This window comes from Rhizobium sp. P44RR-XXIV (assembly GCF_001999485.2).
In the GTDB taxonomy this organism is placed as follows: Bacteria; Pseudomonadota; Alphaproteobacteria; order Rhizobiales; family Rhizobiaceae; genus Rhizobium.
Genome location: NZ_MPVZ02000029.1, coordinates 1651750 through 1666468, shown reverse-complemented (window position 1 = coordinate 1666468; position 14719 = coordinate 1651750). Strand labels below are relative to the sequence as shown.

The 14719-nt window shown below is 58.6% G+C and carries 13 protein-coding genes; 5 read left to right on the top strand and 8 right to left on the bottom strand.

The features are described 5' to 3' along the window. Positions 1 to 21: 21 nt before the first annotated feature. From BSK43_RS33580 to BSK43_RS33565, 4 genes are read left to right on the top strand one after another with little or no spacing between them, the layout of a single operon-like run. The gene (locus BSK43_RS33580) at positions 22 to 1116 is read left to right on the top strand and encodes an ABC transporter ATP-binding protein (RefSeq protein WP_077471473.1); all 1095 of its coding nucleotides are present in this window, start codon (positions 22 to 24) and stop codon (positions 1114 to 1116) included. Continuing rightward, a complete protein-coding gene (locus BSK43_RS33575) occupies positions 1116 to 2015 on the top strand; it encodes an ABC transporter permease (protein WP_077471474.1) in 900 nt (299 codons plus the stop codon). Before BSK43_RS33580 ends, BSK43_RS33575 begins: the two co-directional genes overlap by 1 nt. A 10-nt stretch (positions 2016 to 2025) precedes the next feature. Beyond that, positions 2026 to 2856, top strand: a complete 831-nt coding sequence (locus tag BSK43_RS33570; RefSeq protein WP_077471475.1) for an ABC transporter permease — start codon at positions 2026 to 2028, stop codon at positions 2854 to 2856. Between the two features lies 1 nt (position 2857). Further along, on the top strand, positions 2858 to 4003 hold the full coding sequence (locus tag BSK43_RS33565; protein ID WP_077471476.1) for a P1 family peptidase: 1146 nt from the start codon (positions 2858 to 2860) through the stop codon (positions 4001 to 4003). Positions 4004 to 4124: 121 nt separating this feature from the next. Here BSK43_RS33565 and BSK43_RS33560 read toward each other — a convergent pair whose 3' ends face one another. From BSK43_RS33560 to BSK43_RS33535, 6 genes are all read right to left on the bottom strand, one after another. Further along, positions 4125 to 6329: a DUF1217 domain-containing protein gene (locus BSK43_RS33560; protein ID WP_077471477.1), complete on the bottom strand. Its 2205-nt coding sequence runs from the start codon at positions 6327 to 6329 to the stop codon at positions 4125 to 4127. A 182-nt stretch (positions 6330 to 6511) separates the two neighbouring features. Beyond that, entirely contained in the window at positions 6512 to 7450 is a 939-nt protein-coding gene (locus tag BSK43_RS33555; protein WP_077471478.1) for an ROK family protein, read from the bottom strand. A gap of 13 nt (positions 7451 to 7463) precedes the next feature. Beyond that, positions 7464 to 8165, bottom strand: a complete 702-nt coding sequence (locus tag BSK43_RS33550; protein ID WP_077471479.1) for a ribulose-phosphate 3-epimerase — start codon at positions 8163 to 8165, stop codon at positions 7464 to 7466. After that, entirely contained in the window at positions 8158 to 8979 is an 822-nt protein-coding gene (locus BSK43_RS33545; RefSeq protein ID WP_077471480.1) for an alpha/beta hydrolase, read from the bottom strand. The genes BSK43_RS33550 and BSK43_RS33545 overlap by 8 nt, the downstream gene beginning before the upstream one ends. Then, positions 8976 to 9821: a sugar phosphate isomerase/epimerase gene (locus tag BSK43_RS33540; RefSeq protein WP_077471582.1), complete on the bottom strand. Its 846-nt coding sequence runs from the start codon at positions 9819 to 9821 to the stop codon at positions 8976 to 8978. The genes BSK43_RS33545 and BSK43_RS33540 overlap by 4 nt, the downstream gene beginning before the upstream one ends. Continuing rightward, the gene (locus tag BSK43_RS33535; protein ID WP_077471481.1) at positions 9821 to 10897 is read right to left on the bottom strand and encodes a Gfo/Idh/MocA family oxidoreductase; all 1077 of its coding nucleotides are present in this window, start codon (positions 10895 to 10897) and stop codon (positions 9821 to 9823) included. Before BSK43_RS33535 ends, BSK43_RS33540 begins: the two co-directional genes overlap by 1 nt. A 175-nt stretch (positions 10898 to 11072) precedes the next feature. On the opposite strand from BSK43_RS33535, the gene BSK43_RS33530 reads away from it, so the two are divergent. Further along, a complete protein-coding gene (locus BSK43_RS33530; protein ID WP_169055498.1) occupies positions 11073 to 12272 on the top strand; it encodes an ROK family transcriptional regulator in 1200 nt (399 codons plus the stop codon). A gap of 54 nt (positions 12273 to 12326) precedes the next feature. Here BSK43_RS33530 and BSK43_RS33525 read toward each other — a convergent pair whose 3' ends face one another. Then, positions 12327 to 14060, bottom strand: coding sequence for a pilus assembly protein TadG-related protein (locus tag BSK43_RS33525; RefSeq protein WP_077471483.1), 1734 nt, complete (start codon positions 14058 to 14060; stop codon positions 12327 to 12329). Continuing rightward, a complete protein-coding gene (locus BSK43_RS33520; RefSeq protein WP_068395620.1) occupies positions 14060 to 14482 on the bottom strand; it encodes a TadE/TadG family type IV pilus assembly protein in 423 nt (140 codons plus the stop codon). The genes BSK43_RS33525 and BSK43_RS33520 overlap by 1 nt, the downstream gene beginning before the upstream one ends. Positions 14483 to 14719 lie beyond the last annotated feature (237 nt).

Genomic DNA, 14719 nt, shown 5'->3' with positions numbered 1-14719 from the left:
TAACATTTCGGGGAACGACGAATGCGAGATGCAATAGTGCGGCTGGTATCAGCCGCAAAGGCCTTTCCGACTCCCGAGGGTCGGCAGGTGAAAGCACTTGACGGCATCGATCTGGAGATCGGCCGCAATGAATTCATCACACTTCTCGGACCATCCGGGTGCGGCAAGACCACGCTGCTACAAGCGATCAGCGGCTTCGTCGAACTGGATGCCGGGCGCATCATGATCGACGGCGACGACATGACGGATCGTCCGCCCTATCGCCGGCCGGTCAACACGGTCTTCCAGAACTACGCGCTCTTCCCGCATATGAGTGTCGGCGAGAATACCGGCTATGCCCTCGAAGCCGCCGGCGTCGGCAAGTCCGAACGCATGGAACGGGTGCGGGCGATATTGAAGATGGTCGGGCTGGAGGGCTTGGAAGGCCGTCTGCCGCGGCAATTGTCTGGCGGCCAGCAGCAGCGCGTGGCGCTTGCCCGCGCCATCGTCGCCCGGCCGAAGGTGCTTCTGCTCGATGAACCGCTCTCGGCGCTGGATCGCCATTTGCGGGAGACGATGCAGCTCGAGCTGAAAAACCTGCAGCACGAACTCGGCATCACCTTCATCTTCGTGACCCATGACCAGCAGGAAGCGCTGACCATGTCCGATCGCGTTGCCGTGCTTGCCGAGGGACGGATCCAGCAGCTCGACACGCCGCTGGAGATCTACGACCACCCGACCAATACGTTCGTGGCGAGCTTCATCGGCGCGAGCAACCTCTTCGAAGGTATGAGTGACGGCCAGAACTTCATGACCAGCGAAGGCACCGCGATCAGGCACACCTCCGCGACAAAGTCCGAGGACATGGGACCTGCCGTCGCTCTGATCCGCCCGGAGAACTTCTTCCTCTCGACCTCCGCCGACACCTGCCCGGCAATCGACGTCACCGTGGAGCAGATCGTCTATGTCGGCTCATCCTTCGAAGTCTTCGGCAGGACGGCGGGTGGGCGCAGGCTCGTGGCGCAGATTCCAGCCGCCCAACGGGGCGCTGTCGGATCGCTTGCCACCGGCCAACCGGCGCGCTGGCATTATGATCCCGCCAGCGTCCACCTGATCACCGCGAGGGAGGCAGCCTGATGACGATTGCCGCGCGCCGGCGCTTCCAACTCGGGCTGTTGCTCGGACCTGTGACGCTCTTCCTGCTGATCTTCTTCGTCGTGCCCCTCGGCATCATGATGGTGACGAGCCTCCTGACGCCGGGCCTTTATGGCGGCGTCGAATGGAGCTTCTACCCTGACAATTTCGGCCGGATCCTCGGCTTCGCCAATCCGCAATTCGAGGAATACGATCCGGTCTATATCGCCATCTTCCTTCGCTCGATCCGGATTGCGGCGCTGACGGTGGCGGCGACGCTTCTCGTCTGCTACCCCGCCGCCTTCTACATCAGCCGGCTACCGGACAAATGGAAGAACTTCTGCCTTTTCCTCATCACCCTGCCGTTCTTTTCCAGCCTTATCGTGCGGCTCTTCGTCTGGGTGATGATCCTGCGCCCGACCGGGCTGATCAACAACACACTGATGGCGACGGGCGTGATCTCCGCACCGCTGGAGATGATCTATACGGATGGCGCGATCATCCTCGGCATGGTCTACGTCTTCATTCCGTTCATGTTCATGCCGGTCTATGCCAGCATCGAGAAGCTCGACTGGCGGCTCATTCAGGCATCGCTCGATCTCGGTGCAGGCCCGATCCGGACCTTCTTCCGCATCATCCTGCCGCTCACCACGCCGGGCATCATCGGCGGCTCGATCATCGTCTTCATTCCCGCGCTCGGCAATTTCGTCGTGCCGGCGGTTCTGGGCGGCGCCAAGGTGATGATGCTCGGCAGCCTCATCGAGGCGCAGTTCCTCTCCGCCCGCAACTGGCCGTTCGGCGCGGCGCTCGCCATGATGGTCATGGCCGTGATGCTGATTCTGCTTGTCGCCTATGTCATCGTCTCCGGCCGCCGCAACGCGACCGCAGCATTGTCAGTATGAGGAGGGCTCAATGAAGATCGCACGCACCCTCTTCAACGGCGGCCTCGCATTTTATACGATGCTATTCTTCGCCTTCATCTATATCCCCCTCGTCCTGATCGCCGTCTATTCGTTCAATGCGAACCCGGTCAACATGATGAGCTGGAGCGGCTTCACCACCGATTGGTACGCGCAGGTCTTCGGCTTCAAGACCGCAATTTCGGAGAGCGCGCTCTATATCGAATCGACCGATCAGCTGCTCGCGGCCGTCTTTAACAGCCTGAAGATTGCCGTCTCGACGACGGTCATCTCGACTGTACTCGGCACGGCCATGGCAATCGCGCTTCACCGCTTCAATTTTCTCGGCAAACGCTTCTATCAGGCCGCCATGTTCATGCCGATGTTGATGCCGGATATCGTGCTCGGCATAGCGCTTCTGATCTTCTTTGTCAGTGCCGGTATCCAGCTCGGCCTGATGACTATCATCATCGGCCAATGCACCTTCCTGACCTCCTATGTGTTCATCGTCGTTGCGGCGCGTCTGTCCGGCATGGACCGGACGCTGGAGAATGCGTCTGCCGATCTCGGTGCCAATGAGTGGATGACCTTCCGCCGCGTGGTGCTGCCGCAGCTGATGCCGGGCATACTCGGCGGGGCGCTGCTTGCCTTCATCATCTCGATGGATGACCTGGTGATCACCTATTTCATAGCCGGCGTCGATGTAACGACGTTGCCGATGTTCATCTTCGCCATGCTCCGTCGCGGCATCAAGCCCGAAATCAACGCCATTGCCGTGATGATGCTGACCTTCTCCTTCCTCGTGGCCTCGCTTGGCCTCTATCTTCGCTCCCGGCAGAAATGACATGACAACAAAAACAACCATCCGCAAACCGCGCGGGCGCGAGCTCGGCCTGCCCTTTTCTGGCCGCACCGGCTTGAACAATGCCATTACAGATGTCGCCGGTATCGGCGTCGGCTTTCGTACGATCATCGAAAACGAGCCGCGTCCCGGCCGCAAACGGCCGACGCGCACTGGGGTGACGGCCATCCTGCCGCATATGGATTCGGAAACCCCCGTTCCTGTCTACGCCGGGGTGCATCGCTTCAACGGCAATGGCGAGATGACCGGCACGCACTGGATCGAGGATGGCGGCTACTTTCTCGGGCCCATCGTCATTACCAACACCCATGGCGTCGGCATGGCGCATCACGCCACCATCAAGTGGATGATCGAGCGCTATGCCTCCACCTATCAGACCGACGATTTCCTCTGGATCATGCCCGTTATCGCGGAGACCTATGACGGTGCACTGAACGACATTAATGGACTGCATGTCAGCGAGGCCGATGTACGGGCGGCCCTCGACAGCATTGCGGCTGGTCCGGTGCAGGAAGGTAATTGCGGCGGCGGCACCGGCATGATCACCTATGGCTTCAAGGGCGGCACGGGTACATCTTCCCGCATCGTCGAGTTCGACGGTCGCAGCTATACGATCGGCACGCTGGTTCAGGCCAATCACGGCCAGCGTGACTGGCTGACGATATCGGGCGTGCCGGTCGGCCGGCATATGCGAGATGGCACGCCGCAGAGCCAGCTTCAGGAGCGCGGCTCGATCATCGTCGTCATCGCCACCGACCTGCCGCTGGCGCCGCACCAGCTCAAGCGCCTCGCCCGCCGCGCATCCATCGGCATCGGCCGCAACGGCACACCAGGCGGCAATAATTCGGGAGACATCTTTCTCGCCTTCTCGACCGCGAATGCCCACCCGATGGCGCATAGGGCCAATGGCCATCTTTCCCTGGAGATCGTCAACGACGAACCTCTCGACCCTGTCTACATGGCCACGGTCGACAGCGTCGAGGAAGCCGTCGTCAATGCGATGTTGGCGGCCGAGGACATGGCTGGCACGCCCTATGATCGCTTCCGCATCCAGGCCATCCAGCACGAGCCACTAGTGGAACTCATCCGGCAATATGGACGAATGGGATCGGAAGCGCCGCGTTCGTAATTCGGCGGCCCAAGTGACAGAGTTAGCGCCGCGGCTTGCTCGCGGCGTGTATGGTTTTACGGGTGCATTCGAGGTGCGCTAAGCTTTGCCGCCGCATCACCGCCGAACCTCAGCGACCGTGTTATCGCGACCTGAGTTGTGCGATCGACAGCATCAGATCCCCACTCATGCCGATCCCTGAACCGCGATTCAGGATCGCAGAAGCGGGCGACGCCGTGTTGGCGCTGTTAGCCGCATCATAAACGGCAGAAAAGCGCTTCAGGAGCGTGTTGACCTTGGCGGCGTCGTGCATATCCTTGATCGGGACAAGCTTTTCCAGATATTTCGCCTGGCGGGTCACATCCATATTGGATATGGAGGCGGGCAAGGAGAATGTGGTCTTGATCACGTTATAGAGCGCCGGGTCCGACATGATGTCGTAGACGGAATTGATCTGCGGCGCCTTTCGCTGGAAGTAAAGCGCGAGCCGGACACCGTCGTTGGAAGCGCCCTGCTGCGTTTCCAACGTCTGGTGCAGATAGAGACTGTCGGTCGCAAGGCGCGCGCCCTTGTTCTGACTGGCCTCTATCTTGGCATTGGTCAGATTTCCCTTGACGTCAAAGTTGAAGACGCTGACCATCGCCTTGAATTGCTGACCGGCTTGCGTGTTCAAAAATCCCTTCGCATCCTCCGGATCGGCGGCAAAAGCCTTCTTCAACGTGGCTTTGTCGACTGTCTTGGGATCGATATTATTGGCAACGAGGATGAAGTCCGTCAGCTTCTTGTCCGCCAGGAGTTCGTCCACGGTTTTCACGCCGGCAATCGACTTGCTGAAATCGGTTGCTGCGTCTTTCGCGTCCTTGACGGCCTTCTCGCGCATCTGCCCTGTCAAACCAAACGTCTTTGCCTTCGAATAGGCCGAGATAAAGCTGTTGATCGACGCTTGCGGCAGAGCCTCGACTGAAGACCGGAGATTGCCTTTGCTGTCGAAATTATATGCCTTCGCCAGTTCGGTAAATCGATCGTCTTTGAGGGAGTTGACGTAGCTCTTGCTGTCGTATGGATCGCTCTCCAATATCTTGCGCAGCTGGTCTCTTGTAACCTCGCCTTTTTCGATCCCGTAGGCGCGGAGCGCCATGTCCTGGATCGTTGGAAGATCCTGGTTCTTGGTATCATTGGGAGCGAAGAAATCGGAAATCGTCTTGATCTTGCCGACTACCGTCTTGTAGTGGGACTCGGCATCCTTCAACAAGACCGCACGGGCATCCGCATAGTGCGCCATGTACTTCTTCGAGGCAGCCGTGATGCCATCGGCCGACTGCGCAAGTTGGCCAGCCGGAAGCGACCCATCGGCGGCAAAGTTGAACGAGGAAACCATTTCCGTCATATCCATAACGGCCGCATAGTCTTTGTTGGTAAAGGCTAGCTTGAATTGTGTTGGCGTGAGTGTCGCGCTAAGCCCATAGGCAGTCTTGAGATAGGAAAACAGCCTGTTATCGCCGCTGATATCGCTGACCGATCCAACCTTGCCAATTTGCTGGCGATAATACTGATCATTGCTGTCAGCTGAAGCCGATGTCAGCAAGGTCGGCACCATATTGTTGTAACGGGATATCAACGCCTCTTTCTGCTGCTCAGTTTGCGCAGTTGCACCGGAAAGCGTTCCATCCGGATTGAAGCCGAATTGCGATGCGATGAGCTTGTATGTTGCCTGGGTCGAAGCAGACGAGAAATTGCTTGCGGTATTGACGAAGCTATTCGGATCACTGGGGTCGCTCGTCAGAACCGACTTCAGAAAGCTCTTTGAGACATTGTCCGGATTAACGCCGTGAGCCGTCAGGACATAGTCCCGCATCCTGGTATTGCCGACGATGTCATCGACGTTCGTCGCCTTGTCGATCCATTTGCTGTAAAAATTGCTCTCATTCTTAGCCAACGTCGTTTCGTTGGCGAAGGATCGCTCATAAAGCCCGATCGTGTCGGTTTTCTGCGTGTCGCTTTGAGCCGTTTGCTTGCTTGAATTCGCGCCGAAATTGAAGGCCGCCGCGAATTGCCGATAGCGAGGGTCCGTGAGCTTATTGGCAAAGCTGCTGCTGTTGCTGAGATCGCTCGTCAGAACCTTCTTCAGAAAGGCTTTGGCATAGGCCATGTCCTCGAGACCGTAGGCCTTCACCGCATAGCTGTATAGCTTGTGATCCTTGAGGAAGTCATCGACGTTTTTGATGTTGCCGATGTGGGTGTCGTAGTACTGCTGATCGCTCTTGACAGTGGCTTGCTTAGCGATGCGCGCAAGCGTTGATGCCATGTCCTTGGTCGCAGTTACATAGCCCAGATAGGTTGAAATCATGGTTCGTCCCCCACAGACGCGCAGTTCACCAACATTAGCCCCGGCGCGTATAATCGCAACCAGACCTTGCGCGAGGCTAGATCGGCAATCTGTGGAGCCGCGCTGGTCATAGTTCCATGACGCGTCAAAATTCAATCGAAGCGCGTCCCCTTTGAAGAGCGACCGATTATGACGAGGAAGCGCTAGGCGATAAAGGCGAGGACAGCAGCTCCAATCAATCCGGAATTTTGCCCCAACGCCGCACGAACGACTTCAACGTCGCGAAAGGCCGGCATTGCCCATTGCGAGACATGCGACCGAATGCCCGGCCGTAAACGATCAAACTGATCCGACAGCCCTCCGCCCATGATGACGATTTCCGGGCTGAAGATATGAATGAGATTGGTAAAGCCTCGACCGAGAATTTCCGCCTCCTCGTCGACGAGGCTGTTGGCGAGCGGATCGCCGACGGCAGCGGCGCTAAAGACACTGCGGCTGTCAACGATTCCTCCATCTCTGGCGAGCGATGTCTCGCTGCATTCCATTGTCCTTGCTCGCGCCCGTTTGGTAAAGGCCGTGCCCGAGGCATAGGCCTCGAAGCAGCCCTTGTTGCCACAGGGACAGACGATGCCGTCGGGCGCGATGGACATATGGCCGACATGGCCGGCCATTCCCTTGCGGCCACGCACGACGCGGCCGTCCGCGATTGCACCACCGCCAATACCCGTGCTGACCGTGACATAGACGAGGTTTGCGATGCCGCGGCCGGCGCCGAATTGCCACTCGCCGATTGCCGCCGCAATACCATCATTCTCAAGGCTGACCGGAAATCGCAGGCGCTTCTGCAACTCCTGCCGCAAAGGATAATTAGAGAAGCCGCGCAGCGTCGGAATCTCCAGCGCCGTTCCCGTCTCCGTATCGAGCGGCCCCGGCGCCGATACGCCGATCCCGACTATGGCGCCGGGATCGCAGGTCAAAAGCAACCGGTCTGTCAGGCTACCAATCTGGCCGAGAACGGGATCCGGGCCGGCGTCCGCATCCGTCCGATCCTCGACGCGCTGCAGGACATTGCCGAGCTCATCCACCAGGGCAGCGCGGACCTGCGTCCCGCCCAAATCAATTCCGATCGCAAACCGGCTCATGGGCCGCTCCGTGTCAAAGTGCGTGCAGCCACGCCATTCTGTCCTGCAGCGACGGGGCGTTGAAGGCGAGAGAACCGAGAACGACCGTCTCCGCTCCGGACTGACGCAGCAACGGAACCGTGTGCTCACGAATACCGCCATCGGCGGCGAGAACGATCCTGTGCGTCGCACCGCATCCATCAATAAGCTGCTTGGCGTGCTGCAGCCGTTCGCCGGCCCGCTCGTCCAGCCCCTGTCCCTTGACGCCGATCGCCGTGCCGAGAAGTGTCAGGAAGTCGAGGCGCGCAACGTACTTCTCCACCAGCGAGACTGGCGTCTCGACCTTGACCACCATGCCGGCGGCTATGCCGCGACGATCCAGCAGATCCAGCGCCGCATCGGCGACAGCCTCGTTTTCGAGATGAATACTGATCAGATCGCTGCCGGCGTCGGCAAACTGCTCGATCTGCGGCAGAAGGATATCGTCTGCCACCATGAGGTGAACATGGATCGGGCGCGAGGAAACCTTTCTCACGCCGGCGACCAGATCGGGAAAAAACAACATGGCCGGAGCGAAGTGACCATCGGCAACGTCGATATGGAGGACATCGACATAGGGATCGACGCGTGTGAGATCATCGGCCAAGTGGACCAGATCGGCGGACCAGACGGAGAATTCACCGATCAGTCGATCGCGAGGAAGATCGGCAATCCAGCTCTTGGAGGGATTAGTCATTGTCTGTCAGTTCCTTGAAAAAATTGCGCATCGCCATCTGGAAATCGGCCAGATATTGCGAGCGGTTTTCAGCCTTGGGTGTAATTTTGACGAAGCGGGCAGTCGGGATCAGCTTCGCGAGAGCCTGCGCATGGGCGAGTGGATGAATGACGTCGCGCTCATGGCCGATGACGAGAGTCGGCACGGTGATCGCACGCACCTGAGCATCCGGGATGCCAGGCCCATCGCCGGAAATGGCCGTCAGCAAAGCTGCGGTGACGTCATGTGGCAGGCGCGAAAAGAAGCCCAGCAACGATGCGAGATTGTCCGGGGCCTCACCGGCCAGCCGCTGCCCGATCTTGCCGGCGAGAAACTCGGCTCTGGCATCCTCGGGCGACATTGTCTGCAAGAGGCGCCCAACCTCCGCATTCGGAGCCATATTCTCTGGCGCCGATTGGGTTACCCATGCGGGTCGGGCAATGACGAGGGCACGCACCAGATCGGGCCGCGTGACCGCCAGACGCAGCGAAATCGCAGCCCCCATGGAGATGCCGCCAAGCACGACCGGCGCGGCGATCTGCGCCTCGATGTAGGAGGCCACATCTTCGGCAAAGGTGGCGATGGATAGCCGATCAAGATTGCCGGGCTGGGAACGGCCGTGACCTCTCGCCTCGATGGTGATCCGGCGAAAGCCGAGATCGAGCGGAAAGGCTTCCTCGGTCTGTTTGCTATCCCCACATAATCCATGCTGAAAGATGACGGGAGCGCCAGCGCCTGCCATATCGACATTGAGTAACGTGCCGTGCCTTGTTTCAAACGGGGCCGTACTGTTCATCGTCCGTCTCCAGTCGATCCGCCCGAAAGGATGTTTTGGAGGAAGGTTGCCACGCCGGCAGCTTCAGTGGCCGAGAGACCATGGGTGACCAGACTGCCATCGAAACCAACAGCCTTCAGCCTGCCCAGATAATACGGGTAATCAAGTACGCCTTTGCCGGCAGTCGCAAAGCTGCCGTCCGGATTGCGATCCTTAGCATGGGCCATGACGATGCGGTCGGCGAGAAGATCGATGGCGGCGGATACTGTTGACCGCTGCTCCTCCAGCGTTGCGACCTCGAAGAGATTGGCTGGGTCCATGACGATCTTCAGTCGCGGACTACCGAGTTCGGTAATCAGGCGATGTGCCTTTTCCGCCGAGTTGATGACATTGGCCAGTTCCGGCTCGATACCGAGGTTAATGTCATAGCGTTCGGCAATCTCGAGCGCCGTTTCCATTGCTTCCAACAGGTCCCGCCAGGCATCCGGCAGATCATTGTCGGGATGCGCTCTCCATTGGTCGACGGGATCGCGCGTGCCGGTGCAGAGCGTTATCAGACCGGTCGACATCCCCGCGCAATGCCTGGCAAGTTCCTCCAGCCTCCGGTGCCCCACTTGGCGCACGGAGACATCGGGGTGGGTCATGTTGTAGGTGCCGGAAACCGCGACGATCTCCACGCCGGTCTTTGCGGCCGCTTCGCCAATCGACCTGGCCTGTTCATCGCTGATTTCGTCAGGCATTGAGGCAAGGCCTGAGCACGCCATGTTATATTGGCTAGCCGAAAAGCCGGTATCGGCCACGGCCCCGAGAACGGTTGCAGGATCCGTGCCATCAAAGGTCTTGGCGAAAATACCGAGCCTCATCATACACCGCCCGTCACGTCGGCAAGCGCCACCGCCTTGCCGCTCTCGACCGAGCGGGCAATGGCGACCATCGCCTGCACCGAGGCAAGCCCGTCATTGATATCGGCTCCCTCCATTGCCGCGCCATCCAGAATGGTGCGGGCAAAGCCCTCCACCTGCCGGCGATAGAAATGGCCATCGGCGCCAAGCACGCGATGGGTCGCGCCATCGGCTTCCCGGAAAATATCGACTTCACTCGATTTGTAGTACCAGGGGTTATAGGTCTTGCCGAGGACGCTGCCGTTCTTGCCGTAGATCTGGAAACCTTCGTGCCAGTCCATGCGCACCTGAACGGTGAGATCGAGATGGCCGAGTGTGCCGGAGGCAAACTCCACATCAACGAACCAGCACCAGATGCCGCCGCGCTCGGATAGCCTGGCATGGACGGAAACGATATCGCCGGCGAAATAACGCGCGGTATCGATCAGATGGCATCCATGAGCCAGCATGTAATAACGCCTGAGATCCGCCTTCGGGTTGACCGAAGGCTTCCTGGCATTGGCGCTGGTCACGATCAGCGGCTGAACCGCGTCGGTCATCGGGTAGCGATGCGTGCTGTCGCAATACCATGCCTTGAGAGCAACCATCTCGCCCATTTCGTCGCGAATGAAGCTCTTGGCCGCCTGCAATCCCGCGTCGAAGCGCTTCATGTGGCCGACCTGCAGGATCTTGCCCGAGGTCTCGACGGCGGCCTTGAGCTCCAGGCACTCTTCGACGGTGACACCGACAGGCTTCTCGCACAGCACATGCTTGCCCGCTTGCAGAGCCTTGATGGAGGCGGGCACATGAAAGGCGTCGGCCGTTGCAATGATGACGGCGTCGAGATCGGGATCTTCCAGCATCCTGTCGTAGTCGGCGTAGGCCTTCTCGACCCCATGGGTGATCGCCATCCGCTCGCGCAGATCGTCGGCGACATCGCAAATGGCGTAAAGGTCTGCATTGACCGCCTTGGTGCAGCTTTCAAAATGCGCCGCCTGGGCAATCTGGCCCGCACCGAGCACGCCTATGCGAAGACGTCGTTCATTCTTAGCCGGCATCGATAACTCCTCGCTTCGATAGATCGAACAGGTCGGCCTCCCCCGCCAGCTCGACCTTTCTTATTTCGCTTCTATCATTTTTTTACAAAAGAAATAAAATATTTTTGAAAAAGCGCGCGGAATTTCCGGATGCTGCTATAGGCTGGAATCAACAGGAAAAATGGACGGTGGGGCGTTGGCAGATCAGACGATAGCGAAATATCTGAACGAGTTGACCATCCTGACCATGCTTCGGGTCCAGGGACAGGCCAGCCGGATCGAGATCGCGCGGCACCTCTCCGTCACCCCCGCCACGGTTACCCGCTTGGTCAACAACCTCATCGAGCAGCGGCTCGTCCAAGACATCGAATTGCCCAATGCCGGCCGACAAGCCAATCGTGAGCCCGGCAGGCCGGCAACCAGTGTCGCCCTGAATGCTTCCGGCGCATTCTTTTTCGGTGTCGAAGTTGGCGTCGACATATTGCGTTTCGCCCTGCTGGATCTGGCGGCTACGGTTGTGGAGGCTAGCGAAATACCATTCCACAACCAGATGTCTCCCGAGCAAGTCGCCGGAGAGATTGCAGAACAAGTCAACCGGCTCAAAGCCAATCCGACCTACAACGAGCGCCTCAAAGGAATAGGCATTGCCTTCCCCGGCATCGTCCGCTCCGACGGCTTTGTCGTGAACCTGCCAATCGTCGGATGGCGCAATATCGATTTCCCCGGCCTCCTTTCCGAATTGATCGACCTGCCGTTTTTCATCGAGAACGACGCCAATGCCGGAGCCTTCGGTTGCGTCTACAACGATCCTTCCCTGCCCAATAGCTGCAGCCTCTTTCTGAAGCTCGATGCGGGTTGCGGCGGTGCGGTCGTCGTCGACGGCAGGCTGCTAAGGGGAGCAAACGGTACCGCAGGCGAGTTTGGTCATCTCAGGCTTTCGAATGGCGGTCCGCAATGCGGTTGCGGAAACAGGGGTTGCCTGGAAAGCAGGATCGGCCTTGGCGCCATCGCGCAGCAGTTCTTGGGAGCGCATACTCTCTCCGACATCGAGCTTGCGCATCTTCCGAAAAGAATCGTCGAAGCTGCGCGCAGCAATGATGCCCGCGCCATCGAGACAATGGATTCCTTCGTGCACTGGCTCGTTCTCGGCCTCGTCTCGCTCGTCAATCTCTACAATCCGAGCATTGTGCTCCTCGGCGGCCCGGTGGCCACGCTCGCAGAAGCAAACATCGACAAGATTTCACAGGGCGTGCGCGACGGTATCGTCACGGGCATCCCCGCCCCGACGGTGATGCTTTCCACGCTGGGTTCCTACGAAGGGGCGATAGGCGCAGCTTCGATTGCGCATCATCACGTGTTCGATATCTCGCGCGTCGGGATAATAGCGGCGCGCTAGACGGAGCCCGGTGCGAGTGCACCGGTACTCGGCCCGTTTCAATCACGCCTGCCTTTATTGGACGAGAACGGGCTGCAGGCAGCGTGCGTCTGTGACTTGTATGTCCGCTTGCCCGACACCGATGCCGAGAAGTCCCAGCAGGTTATAGAGCAGCTGATCGACTGGAGCCGTGATAACGGAAAGCGTATCGGCAAGAGCGGACAATATCCCGCTCGGCGTACCGATGGTGATGATGAGAATTTGGATGGTGACGTTGGTATTCTTGAGCAGCGACGAGATCAGCGACGTCACGACATCTCGGGTCGAGACCGTCTTGATGGTGCCATTGGAGATTTCCGAAGGCTGAAACGTCACCCGCGTCGGGGTCATGTTGGCGATGTCGATCTGTGCGCTGGCAAGGACCCGAAGAAGCAGGGAATCGATGATGGCTGCCTGCGTGACCCTGGGCTTGGTGCCGAAATTCACGAAGGCCGTGGGGTCCACATCTCCGAGAGCTATTTCCGCGACCCCAGGCACGGCGTCTATGCCGACGACGGCGTTGGGCATATTGCCGCCGACACAGGTGATCGAGGCGAGCTTGGCCTCGGCGGGTGCCAGTTCGATATAGAGCGGTATTCTGAGCTTCAGTCCAGCAATGATCGACAATCCCGTGACGGCAACGTCGACCATGACACGCACTTGCGGCGTGCGAACGGTAGCGCCTGGCGCGCCCACTGCGAGGGATGGCGTCTGCTGCGCGATCTCGCCGACCGCCAACGTCATTGTGGCCGTCAAGAGACCGGGAAGTGCGGCGCCAAGGTCAATAGAGATCTGTCTTTGTTGATTGGCGGCCATCGCCGTCAACGACAGGAAATTCATCACGCTCATGTTGACGGACAGATTGGGGCCTGTCCCGACGATATTTTTACCGTCAGGTCCAAGCTTCAGGAGATCCTGGAGCTTGAGGGTGACCTTCGTTTTGCCGAGCGACTTACCCAAATTGTTAATGATGGTAACGACCGCAGGGGAGAGGTTCGTGGATTTGCCGAGTGCGCCCAGAATTTTGTCGTAGGTGACATCGGTGGCCAACAAATCATTATAGCTGAGTGCCGTGAGATTGAGGTCCGTCGCCAGAAGATTGAGGAAGCTCAGGAGATTGATCTTCGCGCCGATGAGCGATTGATAGTCGACGAGCTTGAGCGATATTTTCGTTCCGAGAAGGGTCCCCAGAAGCTGGTTGAGAATACCGCCATCGAGGCTCGCCAGTCGCGACCCGACGGAAAAGGCGGCCAGGCGTTCGCTTGTGGCGGTACCGGTTGCACTGAGCGTCGGCGCATCTGCAAACGCCGATGAGAAAGGCATCAGGGCCTTCTGAGTGAGTGTCACTTTCACGGAGTCGGCTGGAGTGCTACCCGAAGAAAAGCGATTCGCGGGCGCGATCGATGTATCTGCCTTGTAGGTTCCGAGAACCATGTTGGCCAATGTTTCATATTGCCCTGAATTGGCGGCGGCAGACGTGATGGGACCGTTGGATGTCAGATAGTTGCTGCCCGTGGCAAGAGCGGCGGTGGTGCCGTTCGACTGAAGATTGGCAAGAAGCGTGCTGTTGGCACTGGTAATATTCGAAGCGGCCGTGATGGCGCCGATATCGCTCAGCTGCTGCAGGCGCTGCTGCTGCAGCGTCATCATGCCGTAGTCGATGCCAAGGCCGAGGCAATAAAGGATCAGAGGCGAAACGAGCGCCGTGGTGATCGCGACGTTTCCGCGTCTGTCGCGCCAGAGGGCGACCCATTCGAAAAGCTTCTTCATCACAGCCCTCCGATCCGGATCGTGGAGTAGCGGCGGATCGTCTGATCCGGCATGACGAAGGTATAAAGGTTCCAGATCGGAAGAGCGGATGCGTCGTAGCTGGCGCTGACAGTGAACTGATTGGCGTTCGCCGGATCAGTCGCGACGGTAACGGTCAGCTTGTCTTTCGTCAGGAAGGCATCGTTGATGGTCGAGCGCGTAACGAAATCCTGAACGAGCTGCGTTCGCTCAGTCGCAGAAATGCCCGCGACCGCCGTGCGTGCGGCGTCGGCCGTCAGCTGCTGGAGCGAATGGGCGGCGGTGAGATAGATTGCAAAAGCAATCAGCGTCAGAAGCATAAGCAGGAAAAGCGGCGCGATCAGAGCGAACTCGACAGCGGCTGTGCCTTCTTTGGCCCTGTTGAAATCAGAAACACGAATCATGGTCCTGGCTCCTTCGATCGGCTGGTCATCTATGATGATGACGATCCAGGAAACCTTAGATTGCGCGCGTTAATTTTATATTTCTAAATATACTATTTTCTAATGTTTTTACATCTAAAAGATATTGGTTTAATTGGTATAAATTGTTGTCATTGCAGTATCTTGGCCACCCTTATCGAAAGAACCGGCCTGTAAAAGCCGGGCGGCGGCGCTCGGGTGGGTTGTTCTTTTCAACGG